Origin of the sequence: Azospirillum tabaci (assembly GCF_014596085.1) — a bacterium.
GTDB lineage: Bacteria > Pseudomonadota > Alphaproteobacteria > Azospirillales > Azospirillaceae > Azospirillum > Azospirillum tabaci.
Genome location: NZ_JACCJY010000017.1, coordinates 106,346 through 129,584 on the forward strand (window position 1 = coordinate 106,346; position 23,239 = coordinate 129,584).

A 23,239-nucleotide genomic window follows, 5' to 3' on the forward strand; every position below is an offset into this window, starting at 1 on the left:
GCACGCCATGCAGAATCTCGCCCGCTCGTCCACCCTTCCCCCACCGCCCTCCGCTCCGGCCCCGTCCACCCCGGCTCCGTTCTACGCACCGCACCAGAAGATCTACCCGAAGGCGGCGCGCGGCCGGTTCCGCCGCATCAAGTCGGCGCTGATGGTGGGCCTGCTGGCACTGTTCATGCTGCTGCCCTGGCTGCGCTGGGACCGCGGCGCCGGCCTGCCGAACCAGGCGATCCTGTTCGATCTGGACAGCCAACGCTTCTACCTGTTCGCCCTCGAACTCTGGCCGCAGCACATCTACTACCTGACGGGCGCGATGATCCTCGCGGCGGTCGGCCTGTTCCTGGCGACGGCGCTGGCCGGCCGAGTCTGGTGCGGCTACACCTGCCCGCAGACGGTGTGGACCGACCTCTACGTGAAGGTGGAGGAGTGGATCGAGGGCGACCGCGGCGCCCGCATCCGGCTGGACAAGGGTCCGCGCAACGCCGCTTGGCTGGCCAAGAAGGCGGCCAAGCACGCGGTCTGGCTGCTGATCGCCCTGGCGACCGGGGCCTCGGCCCTCTTCTACTTCGTGGACGCGCCGGGCTACGTCGCGGATCTGCTGCGCTTCCAGCCGGGGCCGGTGGCGACCGGCTGGATTCTGTTCATGACCGCCTGCACCTACGCCATGGCCGGCTTCATGCGGGAGCAGATGTGCGTCTATGTCTGCCCCTGGCCGCGCATCCAGGCCGCCCTGCTGGACGATGAAAGCCTCACCGTCACCTATCAGGACTGGCGCGGCGACGGTCGCGCGCCGCTGCGCAAGGAGCAGAGCTGGGCGGAGCGCTCTGCCGAGGGGCTCGGCGACTGCATTGACTGCAAGGCCTGCGTCCAGGTCTGCCCGACCGGCATCGACATCCGCGACGGCCTCCAGATGGACTGCATCAGCTGCGGCCTGTGCATCGACGCCTGCGACGACGTGATGGGCCGCATCGGGCGCCCCGGCGGGCTGATCCGCTACGACACCCAGGCCGCCCAGGAGGCCAAGGCCGTGGCCCGCAAGCCGGAGCCCTACCGGCTGGTCCGCCCGCGCACCATCATCTATTCGCTGGTGATGCTGGTGGTCGGCGGGATGATGACGCTCGGCGTGCTGCTGGAGCCGACGGTGGACGTTTCCGTCCTGCGCGACCGGGCGCCGCTCTACGTCACCCTGTCCGACGGCGCGATCCAGAACAGCTACACGGTCAAGATCTCCAACATGACCCGCGCCCCGCAGGGCTACCGCCTGACCGTTTCGGGTCCCAGCGGCGCCACGGTGACGGCGGTCGGCGGCGGGGCTGCCAATGGCGCCGCGCCGGTGCTGGGCGCCGAACCCGACACGGTGCAGACCCACCGCGTCCATGTCCGTGCTCCGGCGGGCGCCGCCGTGGCCGGCTCCATGCCGTTGACCCTCGCATTGACCCGCCTGTCGGACGGGGTGGTTCATCAGGCCGAGACGGTGTTCCTGGCTCCCTGACCAGCCTTACAATGGACCGTCGCGGTCGCGGCGGTCCCGCGGGGCGGTGTGGCCGATGATGGCGCTGAAGCCGAACAGCAGGAGCAGGACGCCCATCACGATCTCGATCCCGCAGATCAGCCGCACCGCCCCCGTCACCGGATGGATGTCGCCGTAGCCGACCGTGGCGAAGGTCACCAGCGAGAAGTACAGCCCCTCCGGAAAGGTCAGGTCACGGCGCACGCCGTCGATGATGAAGTTCGGCTCCACCATGAAGCGGTCGAGGATGGTGTAGAAGGCGCCGAACATGATGATGCACAGCGAATAGAAGGTCAGGAAGGCGAAGGCCGGCAGCGCCAGCCGGGCCGCCTGCTGGAAGAAGCCCTCGAACAGCAGCCCGGCGTCGAGCAGGAAGACGGCGATGTCGCGGGCAACCAGGGCGACGACGATTCCGATGGCGGTCATCGACAGCAGGAAGATCGCCGTCAGCGTCTCCGGCGCCACCTCCCGCCCCGGCAGCAGGAAGGTCAGCGCGCCGATGCCCCAGACCGGCGCCATCCACAGGAAGATGCGGTCGAAATGCCCGCCGTCGCGCAGGCGCCGCGACATCACGATGCTGCGGATCGCGGCGGCCCGCCACCAAGCACCCCCCAGGAAGGCGATCAGCGGGATCGCGAAGGCGGCGGCCTGGATGTGCGACGGGATGCTGTGGAAGTTGCTTTCCAGGAAGAAGACGAAGACGCAGGCGTAGACGCCGATGAAGTTCGCCAAGGCCAGGCTGAAGAACTGGCTTCCCGGAAACAGATAGTGGAAGGCTCCGACGACCAGGCCGACCGACCCCAGCAGGGCGAAGGCCAGATCGCCCGACACCGAGCGGATGGAGAGGGCGATCATCCCCTGCATCAGCGCGGTCAATACCGCGCCGGTCAGCCAGGAGCGGCGGGCGCGTGGCCGGAACGTATGGGCGGGGCCGGCGGCCTTGCTGGTGCGGCGGTCGGGGAGGATCTGGTCCATGCGCGAACCGGTTGTCGGTGGTGCCCACCTTATAGCGCCACCGACGGTCCCGATGGCAGGACTTTCAGCCGCCCTCTCCCAACGCGCTTACCAGCCGCCCGTGCCCAGCCAGCGGTCCACCATGTCCAGCCGGTCCCAGCCCCAGAAGGGCTCGTCGTCGACGATGACGAAGGGGGACCCGAAGACGCCGCGGTCCACCGCGGCGTCGTTCTCGGCCCGCAGACGGTCCTTGACGGTCTGGTCCTGGAGGGCCGCGGCCACCGCCGCCCGGTCGTGGCCGAGCGTGCCGGCAATCTCCACCACCGTTTCGGCGGGGCCGATGTCGCGCCCCTCCCCCCAATGGGCGTGGTAGAGGGTGCGGGCCAGCAGCTTCGCCTGTTCGGGATGCTCGTCGGTCAGCCAGTAGAAGGCGCGCGACGCGGCGACGCTGTTGGCGGGGGCCGAGTCGGGGTAGGTGAAGGGCGCGTTGGTCAGCCGGGCGATCCGGCCCACGTCATGGACCAGATACTCGCCGCGCAACGGCTGTTGAAGGTTGGGCTTCATCCCCGTCACCTTGAAGATGGCGCCGAGCAGGATCGGGCGCCACGTGACGGTGCGGCCATGCGCCGCAGCCAGCTCCTCGATGCGGCGGCTGGCGAAATAGCCGTAGGGCGAGGCGAAATCGAAATAGAAATCGATGGGGTCGGCCATCAGCGGTTCCTCCCGGTTCTGCTTTTCCGGAAAGGCTAGCGTGCGCCGAAGGTTCCGTCCAGCCGCCGGCCGGCCGAACCGCAGCCGATCCCCGCATGATCCGCCGGGTGGTCAGACCGTCTTCACCTTGGCGTCGAAGACGTAGCCGGCGCCGCGCTCGGTCTTGATGATGCGCGGCTCTTTCGGATTCGCCTCGATCTTGCGGCGCAGGCGCAGGATCAGCACGTCGATGGAGCGGTCGAACACCTCCGCCCCGTCGGCGCGGGTCAGGTCCAGCAGCTGGTCGCGGGTCAGGACGCGCTGCGGACGCTTCACGAAAGCGGCCAGCAGGCCGAACTCCGCCTTCGTCAGTTCCACCTCGCGCCCGTCCTGGCTGCGCAGGCGCTGGGCGGTCAGGTCCAGTTCCCAGTTGGCGAACTGCACGACGGCGCGCAGGTCGTCGGGGCTGCGCGGGGGGCGCCCCTCGCCGGAGACGCGGCGCAGCACGGCCTTGATCCGGGCCAATAATTCGCGCGGGTTGAACGGCTTGGTCAGATAGTCGTCGGCGCCCAGCTCCAGACCGACGATGCGGTCCACGTCCTGGTCCTTCGACGACAGGATGATGACGGGGATGTGCGATTCGGTGCGGATCTGGCGGACCAGCCCCAGCCCGTCGCCGTCGGGAAGCCGCAGGTCGCAGACCACCAGATCGACGGGATCGCTCTCCAACGCCTTCTTCGCCGCGGCCGTGTCCGGTGCGGTGGTCACGCGGTAGCCTTCCGAAGCCAGATAGGACTCCAGAAGTTCGCGCACCGGCTCATCATCATCGACCGCGAGAATGTGCATGGCCGTTACCTCCCGTCCTCTTCATAGCTCACCGCCATGGGTGCACGCAATCGGTTACAAGCCCGTAACAGGCACTCGTCGCACGACCGATGGGTGAATCGGCTGAAACATCCTACTTTACGATCGAAACGAAAAAGCCGATTTCCTGAAATCACGCGGTCATCACTGGTTGGTTTATTCCTCTCAGCCGCGAGGCGAAAGGCAAAAGCCCGCACCAAAGGGGAATAACGATGCTCGTGCTCGACCAGTGCCTGGAACGGATGGCCCATCTCGATCGCGCCGACCGCCTGCTGAACGAGGTGCGCGTCTACAACAGCCGCCTTCCGATCCGCGAAGCGTTGGCCCAGCACCGCGCGCTGTTGAGCGAGGCCCGCCGCCACATCGAATCGGCGCGCACGCTGGTCGGCGAGCCATGAGCCTGCGAGGTGAAACGCTCAACAGCGGGCGGTGACCTCGATCTCGATCCTCATGCGCGGGTCGGCCAGCGGGCAGACCATGGTCGTGCCGATGGGCGGACGGTCGCGGAACTCCTCCGCCAGGATGGGCTGAACCCGAGGGAAATCCGCGGCATCCGCCAGAAAGACCCGCATCCGAACCACGTCCGACAAAGCCGCCTCCGACCGCCGCAGAGTCCTGCGGATGTTGCGCAAGGTCTGGCGCGCCTGCTCCTCCACGTCGCCGGCCATCGTCCGGCGCTCCGCATCGAAGCCGGAGGCGCCGGACACGAACACCCACCGCCGTTCCGGCACGCCCGCAGCCCCGGCCATCGTGCCCGCCACAAGGGTCCGCGCTCCGTCCCCCCGCCAGCCGCCGGCGACCCCTTCGGCTTCGCTCCCGCCAGAATTCATGGCGCTCCCACCCCTTATTGTTCGTTCTGTCTATAGTCAGCACAGGCGATTTGTCGTCTTTATGTCACAGGGCGCCGAGCCCGCACAAACCCTGACCGGCAGCGGTGCCGCGGCATGTCAGCGCGGTCCGCGTCTTCCCGCCTGCCCAAATCTTTCCCAAATCAAAGCGTAAGCCGGGCCAGGAAGCCGGGCCCATTCAGTCAGGCCAAGAACGCCCAATCGTCCATAACGGGAGAAACCCGCATGTCCGGGATCACGAAAGCCGCCCTCTTCACCCTTGCCGTGCCGCTGCTGGCCGCGCCCGCCCTGGCGGCGGACCAGCCGCCGGGAGCGCTGGCGCTGAAGCGGGTGCTGCTGTCCACCGGCGGCGTCGGCTACTTCGAGCATGAGGCGCGCGTCTCCGGCGACGCGGCGCTGACCTTGGAGGTGCGCCGCGATCAGGTGGACGACGTGCTGAAGAGCATCGTGGTCTACGACGACCGCGGCGGCATCGGCACGGTGGACCTGCCGGGGCAGGAACCGCTGGAGACCGCTTTCCGCGAGCTGCCCTTCACGCCGGAGGATCTCGCCTCCCCCACCGCCCTGCTGAACGCCATGAAGGGGGCGGAGGTGCAGACCAGCGGCTCGCGCTCGGTGTCGGGCCGTCTGCTCTCGGTGACGGAGGAACACACCCAGCTTCCCAACGGCGGCGGCACCGTCACCCGCAACCGCGTCAGCCTGATGACCGCGGAGGGGCTGCGCCAGCTCGTTCTGGAGGAGACCGACTCCCTGCGCTTCGCCGACCCGCGGGTTCAGGCGCAGCTCGACTCGGCCCTGGCCGCCGTCGCCGGTGCGGCGGGCAAGGAGCGGCGGCGCCTGACCATCCGCACCACCGCCCCGCAGGCGGACGCGGGCGCCGAGCGAACCGTGCGCGTCGCCTATGTGGTCGCCGCCCCGCTGTGGAAGGCGACCTACCGCCTGACCCTGCCCGAATCGGCGAAGGGGGCCGAGGGCGGCACCGGCGATCTGCAGGGCTGGGCCGTGCTGGAGAATCTGAGCGGCGACGACTGGAAGGGGGTGGAGCTGTCGGTGGCGTCGGGCAACCCGGTCACCTTCCGGCAGGCGCTTTATTCCGCCTATTTCGTGAACCGGCCGGAGGTGCCGGTGGAGGTGCTCGGCCGTGTCCTGCCGCCCCCCGACGAGGGCGCCGTGGCCGCCGACATGATGGCGAAGACGCAGGAGCCGGCCGTCCGCTCGCGCGCCGCCACGGAGTCCGGCGCCGCGACCACCATGGCCGCACCGCCCGCCCCCGCTCCCGCCATGAGCGCGCCCTTCGCCGGGGCGATGCCCCAGCGCGCGGCGGAGACCACCCCCGCCGAGAACACGGAGGCGACGGCGCAGGTGCTGTTCCGCTACCCGCAGCCGGTGACCCTGGCGAACGGCGGCACGATGATGATGCCGATCACCGCCCGCGCCATCCCGACGGAGCGGTTGTCGCTCTACCAGCCCAACACCCAGCCGCGCCACCCGCTGGCCGCGCTGCGGCTCAGCAACGGCGACTCGGGCGAAACCGGCCTGCCGCCGGGCGTGCTGACGCTCTATGAGCGGCTGGGCGGGGCCGCCGCCTATGTGGGCGACGCGCGGCTGGCCACCCTTCCGGCGGGTGAGAGCCGAATCCTCAGCTTCGCGGTGGATCAGGCGGTGACGGTGGACCGCTCCGAGCAGCCGAGCCGCACCCTGTCCCGCGCCACCCTGGCCGACGGGGTGCTGCAGCTGACCGTGACCGACCGCCAGACCACCACCTACCGGATCGCCGGCGCGGCGGGCGAGGACCGCACGGTCATCGTCGAGCACCCGCGGCGTTCCGGCTGGGAGCTGGTGCAGCCCACCGGCGGGGCGACGGGCGGAGCCGCCCCGGACCTGACCGCCGACGCCTACCGCCTGCCGGTGGCGGTGCCCGCCGGCCAGACGGTGACCTTGGCCGTCGCGCTGGAGCGCCCGCGGATCGAACGCTTCGGCATCTCGGAAATGTCGCCGGAGCAGGTGCGGGCCTACGCCTCCTCCACGGAGCTGCCGCCTGCGGCCCGCGAGGCCTTGGGCAAGGTCGCGACCCTGCGGGCCGCCGTCGCCGACAAGGAGCGCCGCGTCGGCGACCTGGAGCGCGAACAGGCGGAGATCGGCAAGGAGCAGGAGCGGCTGCGCCAGAACCTCGCCACGCTGCCGCGCGACAGCGATCTGTTCAAGCGGACCATCGCGAAGATGGGCGAGCAGGAAACCCGCCTGGACGGCCTGTCCCGTGAGCTGGCCACCGCCCGCAAGGAGGCCGAGACCGCCCGCAACACGCTGCGCGATCAGGTGCGCGGCATGACCTTCTGATAGGATGCGGCCTGAACTCCGGCGGGTTGACGGACCGTCACCAGGGCAGCGGCGACACGCCGAATAGCATCCGGTGCAGGTGCAGCAGCCCGCCATAGGCCACCAGAGCCACCGCCGGGCGCCACCAGCCGATCTCCTTCCAGACAAGGCTTTGGCGCCCGGCCAGGATCGCCGCGAAGGGCAGGTTGGAGGTGCGCGCGGCGTAGCGGTCCCACTCCGCCCCCAGCCGCCGCGCCAGCTTCGCGTCGATCAGGACGCTGCCGCCCAGCGCCAGCAGGGCGAGGGTGCCGAACAGGATCAGCGAGGCGAGATCGCCGTTCGGCACCATATGGGCGACCGCCCACAGCCCGACGCCCCACAGGAACGGGTTCCGCGTCACCCGCAGGATGCCGCGGACCGGCTCCCGGTCTCCGGTCAGCAGCGTCTCCTGCCCGACCGAGGTCGGATTCGGGGTGGTGAGCCCGGCGACGAGCAGGACCAGCGCGACCGGCACCAGCAGGACCGCCACCCAGGCCAGCCCGCCGGCGGGCGGCCACAACGGCACATGGGGCGCCGCGTTGTAGGCCGCCACCAGCCACCAGAAGGCCAGCGCGGAAACCACCGAATAGAGGCCGAGATAGGGCTTCTCGCCCAGCCGTCCGACCAGCGCGGCGCGCAGCGGCGTGCTGGAAATGCCGAAATGCGTCAGCAGCAGGAACAGCCCCGCGGCGGACAGATGGGCGATGGTGCCGGTCATGCGCGGTCTCCCGGTCGCGAAGCCTCTCGTCAGGCGCCCTTGTCCAGCGTCGTGCCGCTGCAATAGGCCCAATCGTCGCCGTGCAGGCCGAAGAACAGGGCCACCGGCTGCTTGCCAGAGCGGTCGATCACCACACGGAAGCGGTTGCCGGTGCAGGCGCCTGCCGCCTGCTTCTGGTAGGGCAGCTTGACGCTCTTGGATTTCAGGCAAGAATCGGCGGCCTTGGGCGGGTTGGCCGAGGCGTCGACGCGCTTGCCGTTCAGCACCATGTAGTAGTTGGTCGCCTGCCCGCCCTTCACCTCGGCCTTCACCTCGATCTTGCCGAATCGGGACTTGTAGAGGCCGGCGTCGGTTTCGCCGTCCGGCGCGCCGGGGGCGATGGCGCGGAAGGACACGGCACCGCAAGCCGGCGGCTCCTTCTTCTGGGCGAAGGCCGGCTGGGCCAGGGCGACGGTGGCGGCGCTCGCGATCAACGCGGCACCGAAAAGACGCGACAGCGGCATGCGAACCTCCTGGATCGGATGGAAGGGGTTGGGGTGGGTCAGGCGGGGGCTTGGCAGAACAGGGTCTGCTGCATGATGGCGCAATCCTTCTCCACCCCGCCATCGAGCATCGAAATCTCGACGCTGGTGACGGTCAGGGTGCGGCCCGGCTTCAACACGCGGGCGCGGGCGATCATCACCTCGCCCTTGGCCGGCGACATCAGATTGACCTTGAACTCCACCGCCAGGACCTCGCTGCCCGCCGGCATCAGCGTGTATCCGGCGTAGCCTCCGGCGTTGTCGGCCAGCGTGCTGACCATGCCCGCGTGGAAGAAGCCGTGCTGCTGCGTCAGGTCGGCACGGAACGGCAGGCGCATCTCGCAGAAGCCGGGCTCCAGCCGCGTCAGCTCGATCCCCAGCGTCTTGCAGATCGGCTGGCGTTCGAAGCCGGCGCGGCAGCGCGCCTCCCAGTCCGGATCGCGCGGTTCGAAGGTCTTGGGCACGTCTCGGGTCTCTCTGATTGTGTTCAGGCGGCCCTTACCCTGCGCCAGCCTTACGTTCCGATCAAGCCGAGCTGCGGGCTCGACGCCTCCGCGAAGGCCCGTTTCGGCATGCGCCCGGCCAGACGGGCCGCCCGCCCCGCCGCCACCGCATCGCGCATCGCCGCGGCCATGCGCACCGGATCGCGCGCCTTCGACACCGCGGTGTTCAGCAGCACGGCGGCGCAGCCCAGCTCCATCGCCAGGGCGGCGTCCGACGCCGTGCCGATCCCGGCGTCCAGGACCACCGGCACCGGGCTGCGCGCGCAGATCGTCTCGATGGCGTGCGGGTTGCGGATGCCCAGGCCAGAGCCGATGAAGGCGCCCAGCGGCATCACCGCCGCGGCGCCCAGATCGGCCAGCTTGCGGCAGGTCACCGGATCGTCGTTGCAGTAGGGCAGAACGGTGAAGCCGTCGGCCACCAGCTCCTCGGTCGCGCGCAGCAGCTCCTCGACGTCGGGATAGAGCAGCTCGCGGTCGCCGATGACCTCCAGCTTGATCCAGTCCACGCCCAGCGCCTCGCGGGCGAGCTGGGCGGTCAGCACCGCCTCCTTGGCGGTCAGGCAGCCGGCGGTGTTGGGCAGCAGCCCGGCGCGGTCGCCGATGACGTCGACGAGGCTCTCCGAATAGCCGTCCAGGCTGATCCGCCGGATGGCCAGGGTGACCAGCTCGCTGCCGCTGGCCTCCAGCGCGTCCAGCATGACCTGCTGGTTCGGGTAGCCGGCGGTGCCGAGAAACAGGCGCGAGCGGAACTCACGGCCCGCTATGGTGAGCGTGTCGTTCATGGATGTTTCCTTGGATGTCGGACCCGCGCTTCGGCGGGTGGGAAGCTCAGCCGCCCTGCGCTCAACCGCCCTGCACGGGGCGAATGATCTCCAGGGCGTCGCCCGCGGACAGGGGCGTCTCGTCCCAGCGGCGGGAGGGCAGAACGGCGCCGTTGAGGGCAACGGCAACCCCGCGCGTGCCCGCGGCGATTCCTCGCCCGGCCAGCAGAGCGGCGACGGTGGGGGCGGCGAGATCCTCCTCCCGCCCGTTCACGCGGATGCGGGCGCTCATGCCGCGGCTCCCTTCGGTTGGGCGAAGCGGTCGAGCGCGAAGGGGCGGATCACCGGATCGGCCTCCCCGGTCAGGACCAGACGCGCCATCGACTCCGCGGTGACCGGGGTCAGCAGGATGCCGTTGCGGTGGTGCCCGGTGGCGTAGACCAGACCTTCCACCTCCGAGAGGCCGAGGATCGGGGCGTCGTCGCGGGTGCCGGGGCGGAAGCCGGCCCACGCCTCCTCGATGGGCAGTTCGGCGATCCCCGGCAGGGCGCGCCACGCCCCTTCCAGCAGGGCGAACTGGCCCCCGGCGGTTAGCCGGTCGTCGAATCCGCGCTCCTCCGTCGTGGCGCCGACCAGCAGCCGCCCGTCCAGCCGCGGGATCAGGTAGGTGCCGGGGGTCCACACCACATGGCGCAGCAGCGGCAGGCGGGCGTCCATGCGCAGGCAGAGCATCTGCCCCTTCACCGGGCGCACGGGCGGACGCACCGTCGGGGACAGCCCGTCGATCCAGCCCGACCAAGCCCCGGCGGCCAGAACCACCCGGTCGGCCTCGACCAAACGGTCGCCAACCTGGACGCCGACGGCCCGGCCACCGCGGATCTCGATGCGGGAAACCTCGGCGTACTCGTGCACCACGGCACCGGCCCGCAAAGTGGCGGTGTGCAGGGCGGCGGCGACCTTGCGGTTGTCCACCTGATGATCGCCGGCGCAGAACAGCGCGCCGGCCACGCCCGGCTGGAGATAGGGCTCGCGCCGCCGCACCTCCGCCCCGCTCAGCCATTCCACCGGCAGGCCGAGCTTGGTTTGAAAGTCGTGCAGGAAGCGCACCTTGGCCGCGTCGTCGGCGTTCAGCGCGATGACCATCGTGCCTTCGCCGCGCAGGTCCACCGCCATGCCGGAGGCGGCCTCCAGCTCCGCCGCGAAGGCGGGCCACATATCCTGCGAGGCGCGGGTCAGCGGCAGAAGGCTCTCTTCACCGGGTTCGGTCTCCACGCAGGCGGCGAGCATGCCGCCCGCGGCGTGGCTGGCGCCCCGGCCGGCGGCGCCGCGGTCGAAGACCTCGACCCGACAGCCGGCGGCGGCCAGCCTCCAGGCGATGGACAGGCCGATCACCCCGGCGCCGATCACGGCGATGGAGGGCTTCTTGGATTCAGAATGGAATAAGGGCGCGGATACCATGCGGCGGCTCCCTTCGCTGGCATTATCCAGACAGGTTCGATGGGTGTGATCTCAGCCGCGCGGGCTCATCCCGCACGGCACCCCAGCCAATGCCCGGATCATCCGGAAGAGGACCGCCTTTGGCAAGTCCCTTTTCGTTGGTCACAACAACAAAAGCGATGCCAGCCCCAGGAAGGACAGGAACCCGATGACGTCGGTCATGGTGGTCAGGAAGACCGAACTCGCCACCGCCGGATCGACGCCCAGCCGGTCCAGCCCGATGGGGATCAGCACCCCGCACAGCCCGGCGACGAACAGGTTGATGACCATGGCGCAGCCGATCACCAAGCCGATCATCGGCTCGAACCACGTCGCGGCGATGGCCCCCACCAGCGTCGCGAAGACGGCGCCGTTGAGCAGCCCGACCAGCACCTCCTTCCCCACCACGCGGGCGGCGTTGGAGGACGACAGCTCGCGCGTCGCCAGGGCGCGCACCGCCACGGTCAGCGTCTGGGTCCCGGCGTTGCCGCCCATCGAGGCGGTGATCGGCATCAGCACGGCCAGCGCGACGATCTGTTCGATGGTCGCCTCGAACAGCGAGATGACTCCCGCCGCCGCGAAGGCGGTGAACAGGTTCACGCCCAGCCAGGAAATGCGCGAGCGCGAGGTTTCCAGCACCGAGCGGTAGATCGAGGTGTCGCCGACGCCGCCCAGCTTGCCGATGTCGTCCTCGGCCTCCTCGTCGATGATGTGGACCACGTCGTCGACGGTGATGACGCCGATCAGCCGCCCGCCGGCGTCCACCACGGGGGCGGAAACCAAGGCGTATTGGCGGAACAGGTTCGCCACCTCCTCCTGGTCCATGGTGGCGGGGATGGTGTCCACCTCCTCCGTCACCAGATCGGCGATGCGGACGGACCGCTTCTGGCGCAGCAGGCGCGACAGCGGCACCGCGCCGACCACCCGGTGCATCGGATCGACGACGAAGATGTCGTAGAAGTCCTCCGGCAGCTCGTCGGTGGCGGCGCGGACGTAATCGATGGTCTTGCCCACCGTCCAGAACTGCGGCACCGCCACCAGATCGCGCTGCATCAGGCGGCCGGCGGTATACTCGTCGTAGGTCAGATTCTCCTGGACCAGCGCGCGGTCGGCGGCCGGCAGATTCTCCAGAACCTCGCGCCGGGTGTCCTCGTCCAGATCCTCGATCACGTCGACGGCGTCGTCGGTGTCCAGCTCCGCGACGGCGGCGGCCAGCTCCTTCGGCTCGAACAGCTCGACGATCTCCTCGCGGAGATCCGGGTTGAGGTAGCTCAGCACCTCGCCGTCGAAGTCGGGGCGCAGAATGCCGACCAGCGCCTCCCGGTCATCGTGGCCGAGCTGCTCGATCAGGTCCGCGACGTCGGCGGGGTGCAGCCTGTCCAGCTCGGCGCGCAGATCGTCGCGCCGCCCAGCGTGCAGCCGTTCGACGATCTCCTCCACGAACTCCGGCTCCACACCATAGGCGCGCTCCTCCTCGCCGTCCTCGCGGGGCGGGTCGGGGCGTTCGGCCGGGTGCGGCACATCGTCCTGGATACGATCCGGTTCCTGGCGGTCGGTGTGCATGGCGGCACCCTCCCTTCACGATGGCAATGCGGCGTGACGGCATGGTCCTGCGATCGGCCGACCATGGCGCACCGGCGTTTGCGGGTTGGTGGGGAGCCCTCGCGGGTTCCCGCCGGGGCGCCCACCGAATATAGGTGTGCCGCCGTTTTGTCCAGCGCGGCGGTCCGGGGCCTCCAGTTCTGCGCGCAATTGCTTGCGTGGGCTGCACAATTCGTGCACCCATAATGTGCGCGGGGCTTTTCACCTCGCGCAGCCCGAGAAGAACCGACACCACCGGCCAGCGGATGTGACGATGGAGTACGCCTACACCGACATCGACGGTCAGGAGGGGATCATGCTGTCGGGGCGTTTCACCTACGACGACAGCCGCAAGTTCCACGACCTGCTGGCGGACTGGGACATCGGCGCGCGGCCCGACGTGCGGCTGGACCTGCGCTATCTGACTTTTCTCGACTCCGCGGCGATCGGCATGCTGTTCGTCCTCGCCAACCGCTGCCGCGACGCAAAGGGGCTGGTGACGGTGCACAACGCGCAGCCTTACATCGTGCAGACCATGCGCCGCGTGGCGCTCGACCAGTATGTGGAGTTCCGCTGAGGGGGACCGTCCTGGTTGCTTTGGCCCGAAAACGAAAAAGCCCGCTGTGGTCCGACGGACCGGCGGGCTTTTCGTTTGTTTGCCTGATCCCCCGGATCAGAGGGGATGGTGCGGTCGAGAAGACTCGAACTTCCACGGCATCTCTGCCACAGCGACCTCAACGCTGCGCGTCTACCAATTCCGCCACGACCGCACAAGGCTGGTAGAACCGACGGCGGGATCGCTCCCGTCATCGGGTGGAGCGGGGGAATAGCAGATCCCCAACGCCCGATCAAGCGGCGTCTCGCGTTTTTGCCAAAGAAAGTTCATAACGTCGGCATGACCGACCTCACAGCCCCCATTCCGCCGTCCGCCGATGCCGCTCCCGCCGTTCCCACCCCTGCCCGGGCTGTGGAATGGCGCATCAGCGACACGCCCGTCCCCTACCCCGACGCGCTGGCCGAGATGGAAGCGCGCGTCGAGGCCATCCGCGCCGGCACCGCGCCGGAGCTGGTCTGGCTGCTGGAGCATCCGCCCCTCTACACCGCCGGCACCAGCGCGCGGGAGGAGGACCTGCTGGAGCCGGGCCGCTTCCCCGTCTATCAGGCCGGGCGCGGCGGGCAGTTCACCTATCACGGGCCGGGGCAGCGCGTGGCCTATGTGATGCTCGACCTGAAGACGCGCGGCGCCGACATCCGCGCCTTCGTCCACGACCTGGAGGAATGGCTGATCCGCACGCTGGCCGCCTTCAACATCCGCGGCGAGCGGCGGGAGGGCCGCGTCGGCATCTGGGTGGACAAGCAGCCCTACGGCGGCGCCCCCGACCAGGAGGACAAGATCGCCGCCATCGGCGTGCGGGTGCGCCGCTGGGTCAGCTTCCACGGCGTTGCCCTGAACGTCGAGCCGGACCTGTCCCACTTCGCCGGCATCGTCCCCTGCGGCATCAGCGAGCATGGGGTGACCTCCATCGTGGCACTCGGCCATCTCGTCGCCATGGAGGATGTGGACGCCGCCCTGATCGCCAGCTTCGCGGAGGTCTTCGGCGGCGGCCCGGACGGGGAATGACGGCTACCGCTTTGGTGACCCGGCGGGCTGCGCGTCGTTGAGGACGCGCAGATCCTCGTTGGTGATCGACACGATGGTGCAGCCGGTGCTGTCGCCGTTGCGGAACAGGTAGATCAGCTTGCGGTTCGCCTGCTTCTTCGGGTCGTGCAGGTTCAGGCCGTGACCGAAGGCGACGCCCAGAACCTCGCCCTTGAAGATGGCGCGGTAGCGCATGGGCATCTGCTCGCGGAACTGGCGGGAGGCGCAGGCCTTGCTCAGCTCTTTTTCGAAGGTGCCGGCGTGCCGCCAGTCCTGGGTGGAGCGGATGGTCACCCATTGCGGCGGCAAGGGGTACTGGACCACCGGCGGCGCCAGCGGCAGGTCGTAGCCGCCGGGCGGCACCGGCGACAGGTGCCCCGGCTCCGTCCGGTCGAGCGGTCCCTTGGCCCAGGCGGCTCCTGTCGTCAGCAAGCCGAGCGACAGAAGCGTGCCGCGCAGGAGCCGGAGCGCTGATTTTGGCCTTTTGCCGCTCATCCCGACCCGAGTGCCCCCTCCCTAACCCTCCCCCGCTTCGCAGGGGAGGGGACCATCCTCCCTCCCCTGCGAAGCGGGGGAGGGCCGGGGTGGGGGCAAGGCGATCCGCCCCTCATCCACACCGGTCAGCCTAGCCCCCGCATGGCTAACAGAACGCTAACCATCGCGCCCGGCCATCCCACCCGCGTCACTGCGTCGAGCGCTGCTCGAACACGCCCGGGCCGGGATCGCGGGTCGGTTCGACGGCGATGTCGCTGACGATGGCGGCGGAGGGGCCGCGGCGGCAGGCCTCCAGCATACGGTCCACGGCGTCCGCCGGGCCGGCGAACAGCGCCTCCACCGTGCCGTCGCCGCGGTTGCGCACCCAGCCGTCCAGCCCCAGCCGGTTCGCCGTGTCCACCGTCCAGCCACGGTACCACACGCCCTGCACCTTGCCATGAATGCGGGCCAGCACGGCCTTGCGGTCTTCCTTTTCCGCCATTCCCATCCCCGGTGTCGTCTCCATACGGTCAGAACAATAGGACAAGCGCCGGTTCCGGAAAACCCGGCGTCGCCCTGCGCCCTCCCCTCCCCCAATGAACAATCCCGCCGACCATTCGTCGGCGTATCATCCTTGCATGGCGGGGCGCGGGAACTCCTGTGACCGTCGGGCCGCGACAGCGAAGGCCGCGACCGGGCACGGGCGGGCTCGCGCACCCTGAACGAACGGTTCGGGAGGAACGGACATGACCATCCGAAACCCTGCGGAATGGGGAGCGGCCCATTTCAAATCCTGGTCCCATGGCTTGGCCGAAGCGGGCCACGCCATCGCCCCGCCGGCGCAGGAACGGGCGGCGCTGGAGCCGACCGTGCGGCGCATCCGCAGCGACGACCTGCGCGACGCGCTGAGGAAAGGGCTCCATGATTTCATGGCCTGCCGCACCGACGTCCTCTTCATCGCCCTGATCTACCCGCTGGTCGGGCTGCTGCTGGCCGAGGTGGTGTTCGACGAGAACGCGCTGCACCTGCTGTTCCCGCTGGCCTCCGGTTTCGTGCTGATCGGCCCCTTCGCCGCGGTCGGCCTCTATGAGATGAGCCGCCGGCGCGAGCGGGGCGACCCCGTGTCCTGGGTGGATGCCTTCGGCGTGGCCCGCTCCCCGGCCTTCGGGGCGATCCTGGCGATGGGGGCGATCCTCACGGCGGTGTTCCTGCTGTGGCTCGTGGCGGCGCAGCTCATCTACATGGCGACCCTTGCCCCACTGGCGCCGGAGGGCTGGAGCGCCTTCGTCCAGGCGCTGTTCACCACCCGCGCTGGCTGGGCGATGATTGTGCTGGGAATGGGTGTTGGCTTCCTGTTCGCCGTTCTGGCGCTGGCGATCAGCGTGGTCAGCTTCCCGCTCCTCATGGACCGCCGGGTCGGCGTGGCGACGGCCATCCGCACCTCCGTCCGTGCCACGCTGAGGAATCCGGAGCCCATGGCGCTCTGGGGCCTGATCGTGGCGGGCGGGCTGCTGCTCGGCTCGTTGCCCGCCTTCGTCGGGCTGGTGATCGTCATGCCGGTGCTCGGCCACGCCACATGGCATCTCTACCGACGCCTGATCCCGGAATGAGACAGCCGGGTTAGCCGCAGGCCGGTACCTGCAGGGCAGGAAGCCCGTTCCAGAGGATGGCGACCAGCGATCCCGCGGCGGCGAGCCCGGTGAACAGGCGGATGAAGCGCCGCGGGTCCTCGCTGGTCCGCCGGCCCGGAGCGGCGCCCCACAGCGCTGCCGCCAGGACACCCGCGGCCAGCAGCAGGGCGACTCCCGTGGCGCCGAGGATCAGAACCACCGCGACGGGGTGGCCGTACAACTCCACCCCGTCCCATGCACGGGCGCAGATCAGGCCGTTGATGCCGTAGACCGCCGCGAAATGGACCGCCCAGATCAGGAAGGCCGACATCATCCCGGTGAAGGTCGCGGTGAACGCCGTTTTCTCCATGGCACGCCTCACACGGCCAGACGCGGGAACAGATACACCAGCAGGAGCGACACCACCCCCTGCCCGCAGGTGTAGAGCCACACCAGCATCACGTTGTCGAAGGTGACCCGGCGCTGCGCGTGCAGCAGCCCGGCGAAGGAGCGCGCCAACGCGTAGCCGGTCATCAGCAGCAGGATCACGACGTGGAAGACCTGCCAGGAGGCCAGCATGTAGACGATGGCGCCATAGGCGCTCTCCGACGCCACGAGGCCGCTGCCGATGTGGTTGTAGGGCTCGGCCGCCGCGGCGGCCATCATCAGCAGGAGACCAACAAGCAGGGCGCCCCGCATCGTCCAGGAGCGGTTATGGGCCACGGCGCGGCTCGCCAGCAGCATCGCCCCCGCCGCCACGATCCAGAGCCCCGCCTCGCCGAACAGCCACCCGAGCCCCGGCAGGGCGTCGGTGCCCGTCGGCCAGACGTCCGGGCTGACCGTCCACAGAAAGACGTAGGTGAAGCACAGGCAGGCGAAGGCCGTCCCGTCCACCAGCAGCAGGACCGCCGTCCCCCACCAGGAGTGATTCTCCGATCCCTGAAGATAGACCGGCACGCGCCACCCGCCGCCGACGTCCTGCGGCGGATGGTCGGCCCCCTTGTCCAGGCCCCACACCCACCAGAAGACCGACGCGATGGCCAGCACCCCCGGCACCAGCGACACCCAGTAGAGCTGCACCGCCAAACAGATGAAGTGGGCGGCGGTGAACAGCCCGGCCAGGAAATGGCTCCAGTGCGGGCCGGGCATCGGCATCAGATACTGGGGCTTGGCCTCGATCGGGCTGGTCACGATGGTCTCGCGCCGGCGGGTCGGCGCGCCGGGCAGGTAGTGGGCGCCCTCCTGCACCTCGCGCGACAGGTTCGGGTTGTCCCACAGCGGGTAGAGCGAGCGGACGTGCGGGATGCTGCGCGTCGCGTAGTTGTCGTTCGGAATCCACTCCAGCGTCCCCGCCTTCCACGGATTCTCAGCCGCCGGACGCCCCCGGCCGAAGGCGTCGCGCGCCATGTCGATCAGCACCAGCAGGACGCCGAAGGCCATCACGAAGGCCCCGACGGTCGAGATCATGTTCAGGACGTTCCAGCCGAGATCCCCCGGGTAGGTGTAGACCCGCCGCGGCATGCCCATCAGCCCGCTGACATGCATGGGGAAGAAGGCGACGTTGAAGCCGATGAACATCATCCAGAAGGCCCAGCGCCCCAGACGCTCCGACAGCATGGTGCCCTTCAGCGTCGGCCACCAGTGATACAGCCCGGCGAAGACCGGGAAGACCATGCCGCCGATCAGCACGTAATGCAGGTGCGCCACCACGAAGTAGCTGTCATGCGCCTGCCAGTCGAAGGGAATGACCGCCACCATCACGCCGGTCAGGCCGCCGGCCACGAAGATGAACAGGAAGCCCAGCAGGAACCACGTCGCCACCGTCCATTGCAGCCGCCCCTTGCCCAGCGTGGCGATCCAGGCGAAGACCTGGATTCCGGCGGGTACCGACACGGCCATGCTGGCGGCGGAGAAGAAGCTGAGGCTCAGCGGCGGGATGCCGGTGGCGAACATGTGGTGCACCCACAGGCCGAAGCTGAAGAAGCCCGTGCCGACCAGCGCCACCACCACCCAGTCGTGGCCGACCAGCGGCCGCTGCGCCAGCGTCGGCACCATCATCGACACCAGCCCCGCCGCCGGCAGGAAGATGATGTAGACCTCCGGATGGCCGAAGAACCAGAACAGGTGCTGCCAGAGCAGCGGGTCGCCCCCCCGCTCCGCGATGAAGAAGGGCCAGTCGAAGGCGCGCTCGATCTCCAGCAGCGCGGTCGCGATGATCACCGCCGGGAAGGCGAAGACGATCATCCCCGCCATGACCAGCATCGACCAGCAATAGACCGGGATCTTGTCCAGCGTCATGCCGGGCGGGCGGGTGCGCAGGATGCCGACGATGATCTCGATGGCCCCGGCGATGGCCGAGATCTCGATGAAGCCGATCCCCAGCAGCCAGAAATCGGCGTTGATGCCGGGCGAGAACTTCATGCTGGTCAGCGGCGGGTACATGAACCAGCCGCCGTCCGGCGCCACCTCGAAGATCAGCGAGCAGAAGAAGGCCAGCCCGCCGAACAGATAGGCCCAGAAGGCGAAGGCCGACAGCCGCGGAAAGGGCAGGTCGCGCGCCGCCAGCATGGACGGCAGCAGGAAGACGCCGATGGCCTCGACGATGGGCACGGCGAACAGGAACATCATGCCCGTGCCGTGCACGGTGAAGAACTGATTGTAGAGGCTGTGCCCCAGCACGTCGTTCTCCGGCACGGCGAGCTGCGTCCGCATGACGAGCGCCAGCGTGCCCGAGATGACGAAGAACAGCAGCGCCGTGCCGATGTACATCACGCCGATGATGTTGTTGTTCACCTCCTTCAGCAGACCGAGACCGGAGGTCGGCTTCCAGGCCCGGTTCAGCGTCTCCAGCTCTTCCTTCGGGCGCGGCAGGCGGTTGGGCAGGGCGGCATCGTCGAGTGGTGGGGTCATTTCAGGCTCTCCAGCCAAACGGCGATGGCGTGCAGATCGTCGCCGCCCAGGATCGGGAAGGACGGCATGCGGTTCTCCGGCTTGATGTGCTGCGCCCCGGCGATCCAGCCGGCCAGGGCCTCCGGCGTGTTGGGCAGCGTCCCGGCGGCCAGCGCGCCGCGCCCGCCGACATGGGTCAGGTCCGGCCCCGCCGCCCCGTTGGCCGGCGTCCCGCGCACCGTGTGGCAGGACCCGCAGCCGGCGCGCAGGAAGGCGTCGCGCCCGGCGGCTTGCTGCGGCCCGTTGGGTTCGGCGGCGGGGCGGCTCTCGGCGGCCAGCCATTCCTCGAAGCGGTCGGGCGGCTCCACCACCACGTCGAAGGCCATCAGCGCGTGCTGGGCGCCGCAGTACTCGGCGCACTGGCCGCGGTAGGTGCCGGGCCGCTCCCCGACCAGGATCAGCCGGTTCTCGTGGCCGGGGATCATGTCCATCTTGCCGCCCAGGCTGGGCACCCAGAAGCTGTGGATCACGTCCGCGGCGGTCACCACCACCTCCACCGGCCGCCCGGCCGGGATGACGAGGCGATTGGCGGTGCGCAAGACCTCCCCGCCCTCCCCGGCGCCCCCCACCCTCACGTCGGGATAGCGGACCTCCCACCACCACATATAGCCGGTGACCTCGACGCGCAGCGGCTCCACCCCGCCGGTGTCCGACAGCTGCCGGGCCACGGCGAACTCGTAGACCTGAAGCGCGGTCAGCGTGACGATGGGAAAGACGACGCCGCCGCCGATGATCCAGGCGCGGCTTCCGGGAAAGCGTTCCGGCCGGGCGATGACGGCGTACCCCGCCAGCGCCATGACGAAAAGAAAGATGACTCCGCCCCCGGCGACCAGGATCAGCGTCAGGTCGAGGATCGCCTCCGCGTTGCGCCCGGCGGGGTGGAGCGCGGATTGCGGACCCCGCTCGCAGGCCGCCAGGAGCCCCAGTCCGCCGGCCAGGGCCGCCCCCCGCCAATCCCGTCTGCGTCCTTCGCTGCGGCCAGACCTGCGGTCCATGCACCCCCCTCGCGGCGTTGGCCCGCGGCAGCGGGCGGCGTCGTTGCACGGCTAAACTCACGGCATCGCCACAGGTTCCGCCGGAACTCCGGTCATCGGGTGAGCATTCATTCGGGGGAGATCACTCACAACCGCCGGAGCGTCCCATCCATGCGCAGAGTTCTGACGATCATCGGGCTGGTTCTGGGCGCCCAAGCGGTGGGGGGCTTCCTGTTCGCCTGGTCGGGGCTCTACAGCATCGCCGCCAGCAAGGAGCACTGGCCGCCGGTCCACTGGTTCTTCAGCATGGCGATGCGCAGCTCCATCGAGACGCACGCCGCCTTCGTGAGCGATCCGCCCGACCTGGACGACCCGGCGCTGATCCGGCGCGGCGCCGGCCATTACGAGGACGGCTGCGCCCCCTGCCACGGCGCGCCGGATGCCGGGCGCAACCCGATCTCGCGCCACATGCTGCCCACCCCGCCCTTCCTGCCGGGCCATGCCGGGGACTGGACGGACAAGCAGCTCTACTGGATCACCTACAACGGCATCAAATACGCCGGCATGCCCGCCTGGCCGGCGCAGGCGCGCGATGACGAGCCGTGGGCCGTGGCCGCCTTCCTGCGCCGGCTGGACGGCATGAGCGCCGAGGAGTACCGCCGCCTCGCCTTCGGGGGGACGCCGCCGGACGGCGACCGATCGACGCTGGCCGATCTGCAGATGCTGGACGATTCCGCCCGCGAAGTGCTGGACAACTGCGCCCGCTGCCACGGCTATGACGGCGCCGGGGGCGGCCCCGCGGACAGCACCGCCGCCTTCCCCCGCCTGTCCGGCCAGAACGCCGAGTATCTCTTCCACGCGCTGAAGGCCTACGCCGAGGGCGGGCGACACAGCGGCATCATGCAGCCGGTGGCTGCCGGGCTGGACGATTCGATCCTGCGCCGTCTGGCCGACCACTATGCGGGGCAGACGACGGCGCCCTACCCGCCCCCGCCCGCCGACGCCGATCCGGCCCTGCTGGAGCTGGGCGCCCGGCTGGCCGACTCCGGCGACCGCGACACCGGGGTGCCGGCCTGTTCCGGCTGCCACGGCGAGGACCGCGACCCGCGCTACCCCCGCCTCGATGGCCAGCACGCGAGCTACATCGCCGACCAGCTCCGCCTCTGGCAGAGGGATGCGCACGGCGACACGCCGTTGTCCAGGATCATGGGCGCCGCGGTGCGCAACCTGACGGAGGAGCAGATCCGCGCCCTGGCGCTGCATTACGCGCAGAGCCGTCCGCGGGAGACGGCGAGCGAGGAGGGGCGGCGCTGAGCTCCGCCCGGGCATGGCCCTGGAGGACATTTAACAAGTCATAATGACTGTATGTGCATTTTCACAGATTCAATTCACTTTCCGCCTTGACCGAATGCCCACCATCATTGTAGATAAAAACCCGGACGCCCAAGGGGGGCGCCCCGCGGCAATTTGATCGCCAGCTTGCGCCGCGTCACCAAACGCTAAAGCGCCACGATACCGGTCGTGGAACTCTGGAAGGAGTGACCGGAATGACCATGATGACCCTCCCCTCCCCAGCCGATCGGACCGGCACCGTGACGGGCCTGTGTTGCCGAATGCGCAACGCCTCGTGTCGCCGCTGACCTCAGCGCGCCAAGCCGTCCAGCCCAGCATCCGATCCGCATGAAACCCGCGCGCCGCAGCGCCGCGGGCCGAGGGAGAACACGTCATGAGCACCTCCAACGCCTACGCCATCGAGGTCCAGGGCCGGTCTGCCGGCATCGTCGTCGCCGGCCAGGGCGGCTTCACCTTCTTCGTGTCCGACTGGTCCTTCAAGGACCTCGACCGCCAGACCTTCCGCAACGTCGGACAGGCCGAGCGCGCCGCCCATCAACTGGCAGCCCGGCGCTCCGGCGTGCGGCGGCGCTGATCCCGCACCCGCATTTCACATGCCCCCGTCGCTCGACAAAGCCATTCCACACCGCGCATAGAGGACCCGTTCCGTGAAAGCCTTTCTGACGTCCATTGTCACCGCCGCCCTGCTCACCGTCTCCAGCGGCGCCGGCGCCGCGGCCCTCAAGCTCGGCGTGTCCGCCGGCCCCTATGGCGAGATCCTGGAATACACGGCGAAGATCGCCGCCAAGGAGGGCCTGAAGGCGGAGGTGATCGAGTTCACCGACTGGAACATGCCCAACGCAGCCCTCCAGTCCGGCGACATCGACGCCAACAACTTCCAGCACCAGCCCTTCCTGGACAACCAGATCAAGCAGCGCGGCTACGACATCGTGCCGGTCGCCAAGAGCATCGTGGTGCCCATGGGCATCTACGCGAAGAAGGTGCAGTCGCTGGCCGACCTGAAGGAGGGAGCCAGCGTCTCCATCCCCAACGACCCGACCAACGGGGCCCGCGCGCTGTTCCTTCTGGCCAAGGCGGGGGTGATCGGGCTGAAGGACGGGGCGGGCCTGAACACCAGCATCGCCGACATCGCGTCCAACCCGAAGAAGATCAAGCTGGTGGAGCTGGACGCCGCCCAGCTTCCCCGCTCGTTGGACGACGTGGACGCCTCGGTCATCACGCTGAACTACGCGGTCCTGGCCGGGTTGAGCCCGAAGACCGCCCTGGTTCTGGAGGACGACCAGTCGAAATGGCACCTCGTCTGGGCCGTCCGCAAGGACCGTGCCGAGGACCCGGCGATCAAGCGCTTCATCGAGCTGTACCGCTCCGCCGAGGTGCGCGACTTCATCAACACGCGCTTCAACGGCACCATCATCCCGACCTGGTGATTGCCCTCTGCCCATCCCCTCTCCCCGCCTGA

At 69.4% G+C, this 23,239-nt stretch carries 25 protein-coding genes, 1 tRNA gene and 1 riboswitch; of the genes, 9 read left to right on the forward strand and 17 right to left on the reverse strand.

The window, feature by feature from the left end:
• The first annotated feature begins 7 nt into the window (after nucleotides 1-7).
• Complete coding sequence (gene ccoG / locus H0B54_RS16375; protein ID WP_188261214.1) at nucleotides 8-1,492, forward strand: cytochrome c oxidase accessory protein CcoG; 1,485 nt, start codon at nucleotides 8-10, stop codon at nucleotides 1,490-1,492.
• Between the two features lie 6 nt (nucleotides 1,493-1,498).
• Here the strand turns inward: ccoG and H0B54_RS16380 are convergent, their stop codons facing one another.
• From H0B54_RS16380 to H0B54_RS16390, 3 genes are all read right to left on the reverse strand, one after another.
• Nucleotides 1,499-2,485, reverse strand: coding sequence for a potassium channel family protein (locus tag H0B54_RS16380; RefSeq protein WP_094304164.1), 987 nt, complete (start codon nucleotides 2,483-2,485; stop codon nucleotides 1,499-1,501).
• Nucleotides 2,486-2,572: 87 nt separating this feature from the next.
• Complete coding sequence (locus H0B54_RS16385; RefSeq protein ID WP_094304166.1) at nucleotides 2,573-3,175, reverse strand: 2-hydroxychromene-2-carboxylate isomerase; 603 nt, start codon at nucleotides 3,173-3,175, stop codon at nucleotides 2,573-2,575.
• 111 nt (nucleotides 3,176-3,286) lie between these two features.
• Entirely contained in the window at nucleotides 3,287-4,000 is a 714-nt protein-coding gene (locus H0B54_RS16390) for a response regulator (RefSeq protein ID WP_094304167.1), read from the reverse strand.
• 230 nt (nucleotides 4,001-4,230) lie between these two features.
• On the opposite strand from H0B54_RS16390, the gene H0B54_RS16395 reads away from it, so the two are divergent.
• Nucleotides 4,231-4,416, forward strand: coding sequence for a hypothetical protein (locus H0B54_RS16395; RefSeq protein WP_094304168.1), 186 nt, complete (start codon nucleotides 4,231-4,233; stop codon nucleotides 4,414-4,416).
• Between the two features lie 18 nt (nucleotides 4,417-4,434).
• Here the strand turns inward: H0B54_RS16395 and H0B54_RS16400 are convergent, their stop codons facing one another.
• A complete protein-coding gene (locus tag H0B54_RS16400; protein ID WP_188261215.1) occupies nucleotides 4,435-4,848 on the reverse strand; it encodes a Rid family hydrolase in 414 nt (137 codons plus the stop codon).
• Between the two features lie 243 nt (nucleotides 4,849-5,091).
• On the opposite strand from H0B54_RS16400, the gene H0B54_RS16405 reads away from it, so the two are divergent.
• Entirely contained in the window at nucleotides 5,092-7,203 is a 2,112-nt protein-coding gene (locus tag H0B54_RS16405; RefSeq protein WP_188261216.1) for a hypothetical protein, read from the forward strand.
• 37 nt (nucleotides 7,204-7,240) lie between these two features.
• Here H0B54_RS16405 and H0B54_RS16410 read toward each other — a convergent pair whose 3' ends face one another.
• The 7 genes from H0B54_RS16410 to mgtE all read right to left on the reverse strand — a co-directional run bounded on the left by H0B54_RS16410 (nucleotide 7,241) and on the right by mgtE (nucleotide 12,763).
• The gene (locus H0B54_RS16410) at nucleotides 7,241-7,939 is read right to left on the reverse strand and encodes an NnrU family protein (protein ID WP_188261217.1); all 699 of its coding nucleotides are present in this window, start codon (nucleotides 7,937-7,939) and stop codon (nucleotides 7,241-7,243) included.
• Nucleotides 7,940-7,968: 29 nt separating this feature from the next.
• The gene (locus tag H0B54_RS16415) at nucleotides 7,969-8,442 is read right to left on the reverse strand and encodes a hypothetical protein (protein WP_188261218.1); all 474 of its coding nucleotides are present in this window, start codon (nucleotides 8,440-8,442) and stop codon (nucleotides 7,969-7,971) included.
• A 38-nt stretch (nucleotides 8,443-8,480) separates the two neighbouring features.
• Nucleotides 8,481-8,924: a PaaI family thioesterase gene (locus H0B54_RS16420; protein ID WP_014199887.1), complete on the reverse strand. Its 444-nt coding sequence runs from the start codon at nucleotides 8,922-8,924 to the stop codon at nucleotides 8,481-8,483.
• A gap of 50 nt (nucleotides 8,925-8,974) precedes the next feature.
• Nucleotides 8,975-9,745: a thiazole synthase gene (gene thiG / locus H0B54_RS16425; protein ID WP_014199888.1), complete on the reverse strand. Its 771-nt coding sequence runs from the start codon at nucleotides 9,743-9,745 to the stop codon at nucleotides 8,975-8,977.
• Nucleotides 9,746-9,806: 61 nt separating this feature from the next.
• Complete coding sequence (gene thiS / locus H0B54_RS16430; RefSeq protein ID WP_014199889.1) at nucleotides 9,807-10,016, reverse strand: sulfur carrier protein ThiS; 210 nt, start codon at nucleotides 10,014-10,016, stop codon at nucleotides 9,807-9,809.
• Complete coding sequence (gene thiO / locus H0B54_RS16435; RefSeq protein WP_188261219.1) at nucleotides 10,013-11,182, reverse strand: glycine oxidase ThiO; 1,170 nt, start codon at nucleotides 11,180-11,182, stop codon at nucleotides 10,013-10,015. Before thiO ends, thiS begins: the two co-directional genes overlap by 4 nt.
• Nucleotides 11,174-11,277, reverse strand: a riboswitch (TPP riboswitch). Its footprint overlaps the gene before it by 9 nt.
• Nucleotides 11,278-11,323: 46 nt before the next feature.
• Nucleotides 11,324-12,763: a magnesium transporter gene (gene mgtE / locus H0B54_RS16440; RefSeq protein WP_188261220.1), complete on the reverse strand. Its 1,440-nt coding sequence runs from the start codon at nucleotides 12,761-12,763 to the stop codon at nucleotides 11,324-11,326.
• A 292-nt stretch (nucleotides 12,764-13,055) separates the two neighbouring features.
• Here mgtE and H0B54_RS16445 point away from each other — a divergent pair, with 292 nt between their 5' ends.
• Nucleotides 13,056-13,358 (forward strand): STAS domain-containing protein, encoded by a 303-nt coding sequence (locus tag H0B54_RS16445; RefSeq protein WP_040138053.1) that lies wholly within the window; start codon nucleotides 13,056-13,058, stop codon nucleotides 13,356-13,358.
• Between the two features lie 106 nt (nucleotides 13,359-13,464).
• Here the strand turns inward: H0B54_RS16445 and H0B54_RS16450 are convergent.
• Nucleotides 13,465-13,551: transfer RNA gene (locus tag H0B54_RS16450), tRNA-Leu, on the reverse strand.
• Nucleotides 13,552-13,676: 125 nt separating this feature from the next.
• Between H0B54_RS16450 and lipB the strand changes: the two genes are divergently transcribed.
• Complete coding sequence (gene lipB, locus H0B54_RS16455) at nucleotides 13,677-14,402, forward strand: lipoyl(octanoyl) transferase LipB (protein ID WP_188261221.1); 726 nt, start codon at nucleotides 13,677-13,679, stop codon at nucleotides 14,400-14,402.
• 3 nt (nucleotides 14,403-14,405) lie between these two features.
• Here the strand turns inward: lipB and H0B54_RS16460 are convergent, their stop codons facing one another.
• On the reverse strand, nucleotides 14,406-14,915 hold the full coding sequence (locus H0B54_RS16460; RefSeq protein WP_246472559.1) for a hypothetical protein: 510 nt from the start codon (nucleotides 14,913-14,915) through the stop codon (nucleotides 14,406-14,408).
• A 187-nt stretch (nucleotides 14,916-15,102) separates the two neighbouring features.
• Nucleotides 15,103-15,396 carry an acylphosphatase gene (locus tag H0B54_RS16465; RefSeq protein ID WP_188261222.1) on the reverse strand — a complete coding sequence of 98 codons (294 nt, stop codon included), beginning with the start codon at nucleotides 15,394-15,396 and terminating at the stop codon, nucleotides 15,103-15,105.
• 244 nt (nucleotides 15,397-15,640) lie between these two features.
• On the opposite strand from H0B54_RS16465, the gene H0B54_RS16470 reads away from it, so the two are divergent.
• The gene (locus tag H0B54_RS16470; RefSeq protein ID WP_188261223.1) at nucleotides 15,641-16,504 is read left to right on the forward strand and encodes a DUF2189 domain-containing protein; all 864 of its coding nucleotides are present in this window, start codon (nucleotides 15,641-15,643) and stop codon (nucleotides 16,502-16,504) included.
• 10 nt (nucleotides 16,505-16,514) lie between these two features.
• Here the strand turns inward: H0B54_RS16470 and H0B54_RS16475 are convergent, their stop codons facing one another.
• From H0B54_RS16475 to coxB, 3 genes are read right to left on the reverse strand one after another with little or no spacing between them, the layout of a single operon-like run.
• Complete coding sequence (locus tag H0B54_RS16475) at nucleotides 16,515-16,874, reverse strand: hypothetical protein (RefSeq protein ID WP_094304178.1); 360 nt, start codon at nucleotides 16,872-16,874, stop codon at nucleotides 16,515-16,517.
• 8 nt (nucleotides 16,875-16,882) lie between these two features.
• Entirely contained in the window at nucleotides 16,883-19,414 is a 2,532-nt protein-coding gene (ctaD, locus tag H0B54_RS16480; RefSeq protein WP_188261224.1) for a cytochrome c oxidase subunit I, read from the reverse strand.
• Nucleotides 19,411-20,448 carry a cytochrome c oxidase subunit II gene (gene coxB, locus H0B54_RS16485; RefSeq protein ID WP_188261225.1) on the reverse strand — a complete coding sequence of 346 codons (1,038 nt, stop codon included), beginning with the start codon at nucleotides 20,446-20,448 and terminating at the stop codon, nucleotides 19,411-19,413. Before coxB ends, ctaD begins: the two co-directional genes overlap by 4 nt.
• Before the next feature lie 150 nt (nucleotides 20,449-20,598).
• Here coxB and H0B54_RS16490 point away from each other — a divergent pair, with 150 nt between their 5' ends.
• The 3 genes from H0B54_RS16490 to H0B54_RS16500 all read left to right on the forward strand — a co-directional run bounded on the left by H0B54_RS16490 (nucleotide 20,599) and on the right by H0B54_RS16500 (nucleotide 23,207).
• Nucleotides 20,599-21,741: a c-type cytochrome gene (locus H0B54_RS16490; protein WP_188261226.1), complete on the forward strand. Its 1,143-nt coding sequence runs from the start codon at nucleotides 20,599-20,601 to the stop codon at nucleotides 21,739-21,741.
• A 412-nt stretch (nucleotides 21,742-22,153) separates the two neighbouring features.
• Nucleotides 22,154-22,354 (forward strand): hypothetical protein, encoded by a 201-nt coding sequence (locus H0B54_RS16495; protein ID WP_188261227.1) that lies wholly within the window; start codon nucleotides 22,154-22,156, stop codon nucleotides 22,352-22,354.
• Nucleotides 22,355-22,427: 73 nt separating this feature from the next.
• Entirely contained in the window at nucleotides 22,428-23,207 is a 780-nt protein-coding gene (locus H0B54_RS16500) for a MetQ/NlpA family ABC transporter substrate-binding protein (RefSeq protein ID WP_188261228.1), read from the forward strand.
• Nucleotides 23,208-23,239: the final 32 nt, after the last annotated feature.

Coding starts and splice junctions, on each gene's coding strand:
- H0B54_RS16405 (WP_188261216.1), top strand. CDS start 5,092: ATGTCCGGGATCACGAAAGCCGCCCTCTTCACCCTTGCCGTGCCGCTG.
- H0B54_RS16380 (WP_094304164.1), bottom strand. CDS start 2,485: ATGGACCAGATCCTCCCCGACCGCCGCACCAGCAAGGCCGCCGGCCCC.
- H0B54_RS16475 (WP_094304178.1), bottom strand. CDS start 16,874: ATGGAGAAAACGGCGTTCACCGCGACCTTCACCGGGATGATGTCGGCC.
- thiG (WP_014199888.1), bottom strand. CDS start 9,745: ATGAACGACACGCTCACCATAGCGGGCCGTGAGTTCCGCTCGCGCCTG.
- thiO (WP_188261219.1), bottom strand. CDS start 11,182: ATGGTATCCGCGCCCTTATTCCATTCTGAATCCAAGAAGCCCTCCATC.
- lipB (WP_188261221.1), top strand. CDS start 13,677: ATGACCGACCTCACAGCCCCCATTCCGCCGTCCGCCGATGCCGCTCCC.
- H0B54_RS16470 (WP_188261223.1), top strand. CDS start 15,641: ATGACCATCCGAAACCCTGCGGAATGGGGAGCGGCCCATTTCAAATCC.
- thiS (WP_014199889.1), bottom strand. CDS start 10,016: ATGAGCGCCCGCATCCGCGTGAACGGGCGGGAGGAGGATCTCGCCGCC.
- H0B54_RS16415 (WP_188261218.1), bottom strand. CDS start 8,442: ATGCCGCTGTCGCGTCTTTTCGGTGCCGCGTTGATCGCGAGCGCCGCC.
- H0B54_RS16490 (WP_188261226.1), top strand. CDS start 20,599: ATGCGCAGAGTTCTGACGATCATCGGGCTGGTTCTGGGCGCCCAAGCG.
- H0B54_RS16385 (WP_094304166.1), bottom strand. CDS start 3,175: ATGGCCGACCCCATCGATTTCTATTTCGATTTCGCCTCGCCCTACGGC.
- ccoG (WP_188261214.1), top strand. CDS start 8: ATGCAGAATCTCGCCCGCTCGTCCACCCTTCCCCCACCGCCCTCCGCT.
- H0B54_RS16400 (WP_188261215.1), bottom strand. CDS start 4,848: ATGAATTCTGGCGGGAGCGAAGCCGAAGGGGTCGCCGGCGGCTGGCGG.
- H0B54_RS16495 (WP_188261227.1), top strand. CDS start 22,154: ATGAGCACCTCCAACGCCTACGCCATCGAGGTCCAGGGCCGGTCTGCC.
- H0B54_RS16460 (WP_246472559.1), bottom strand. CDS start 14,915: ATGAGCGGCAAAAGGCCAAAATCAGCGCTCCGGCTCCTGCGCGGCACG.
- H0B54_RS16390 (WP_094304167.1), bottom strand. CDS start 4,000: ATGCACATTCTCGCGGTCGATGATGATGAGCCGGTGCGCGAACTTCTG.
- ctaD (WP_188261224.1), bottom strand. CDS start 19,414: ATGACCCCACCACTCGACGATGCCGCCCTGCCCAACCGCCTGCCGCGC.
- H0B54_RS16465 (WP_188261222.1), bottom strand. CDS start 15,396: ATGGCGGAAAAGGAAGACCGCAAGGCCGTGCTGGCCCGCATTCATGGC.
- H0B54_RS16445 (WP_040138053.1), top strand. CDS start 13,056: ATGGAGTACGCCTACACCGACATCGACGGTCAGGAGGGGATCATGCTG.
- coxB (WP_188261225.1), bottom strand. CDS start 20,448: ATGGACCGCAGGTCTGGCCGCAGCGAAGGACGCAGACGGGATTGGCGG.
- H0B54_RS16410 (WP_188261217.1), bottom strand. CDS start 7,939: ATGACCGGCACCATCGCCCATCTGTCCGCCGCGGGGCTGTTCCTGCTG.
- H0B54_RS16395 (WP_094304168.1), top strand. CDS start 4,231: ATGCTCGTGCTCGACCAGTGCCTGGAACGGATGGCCCATCTCGATCGC.
- mgtE (WP_188261220.1), bottom strand. CDS start 12,763: ATGCACACCGACCGCCAGGAACCGGATCGTATCCAGGACGATGTGCCG.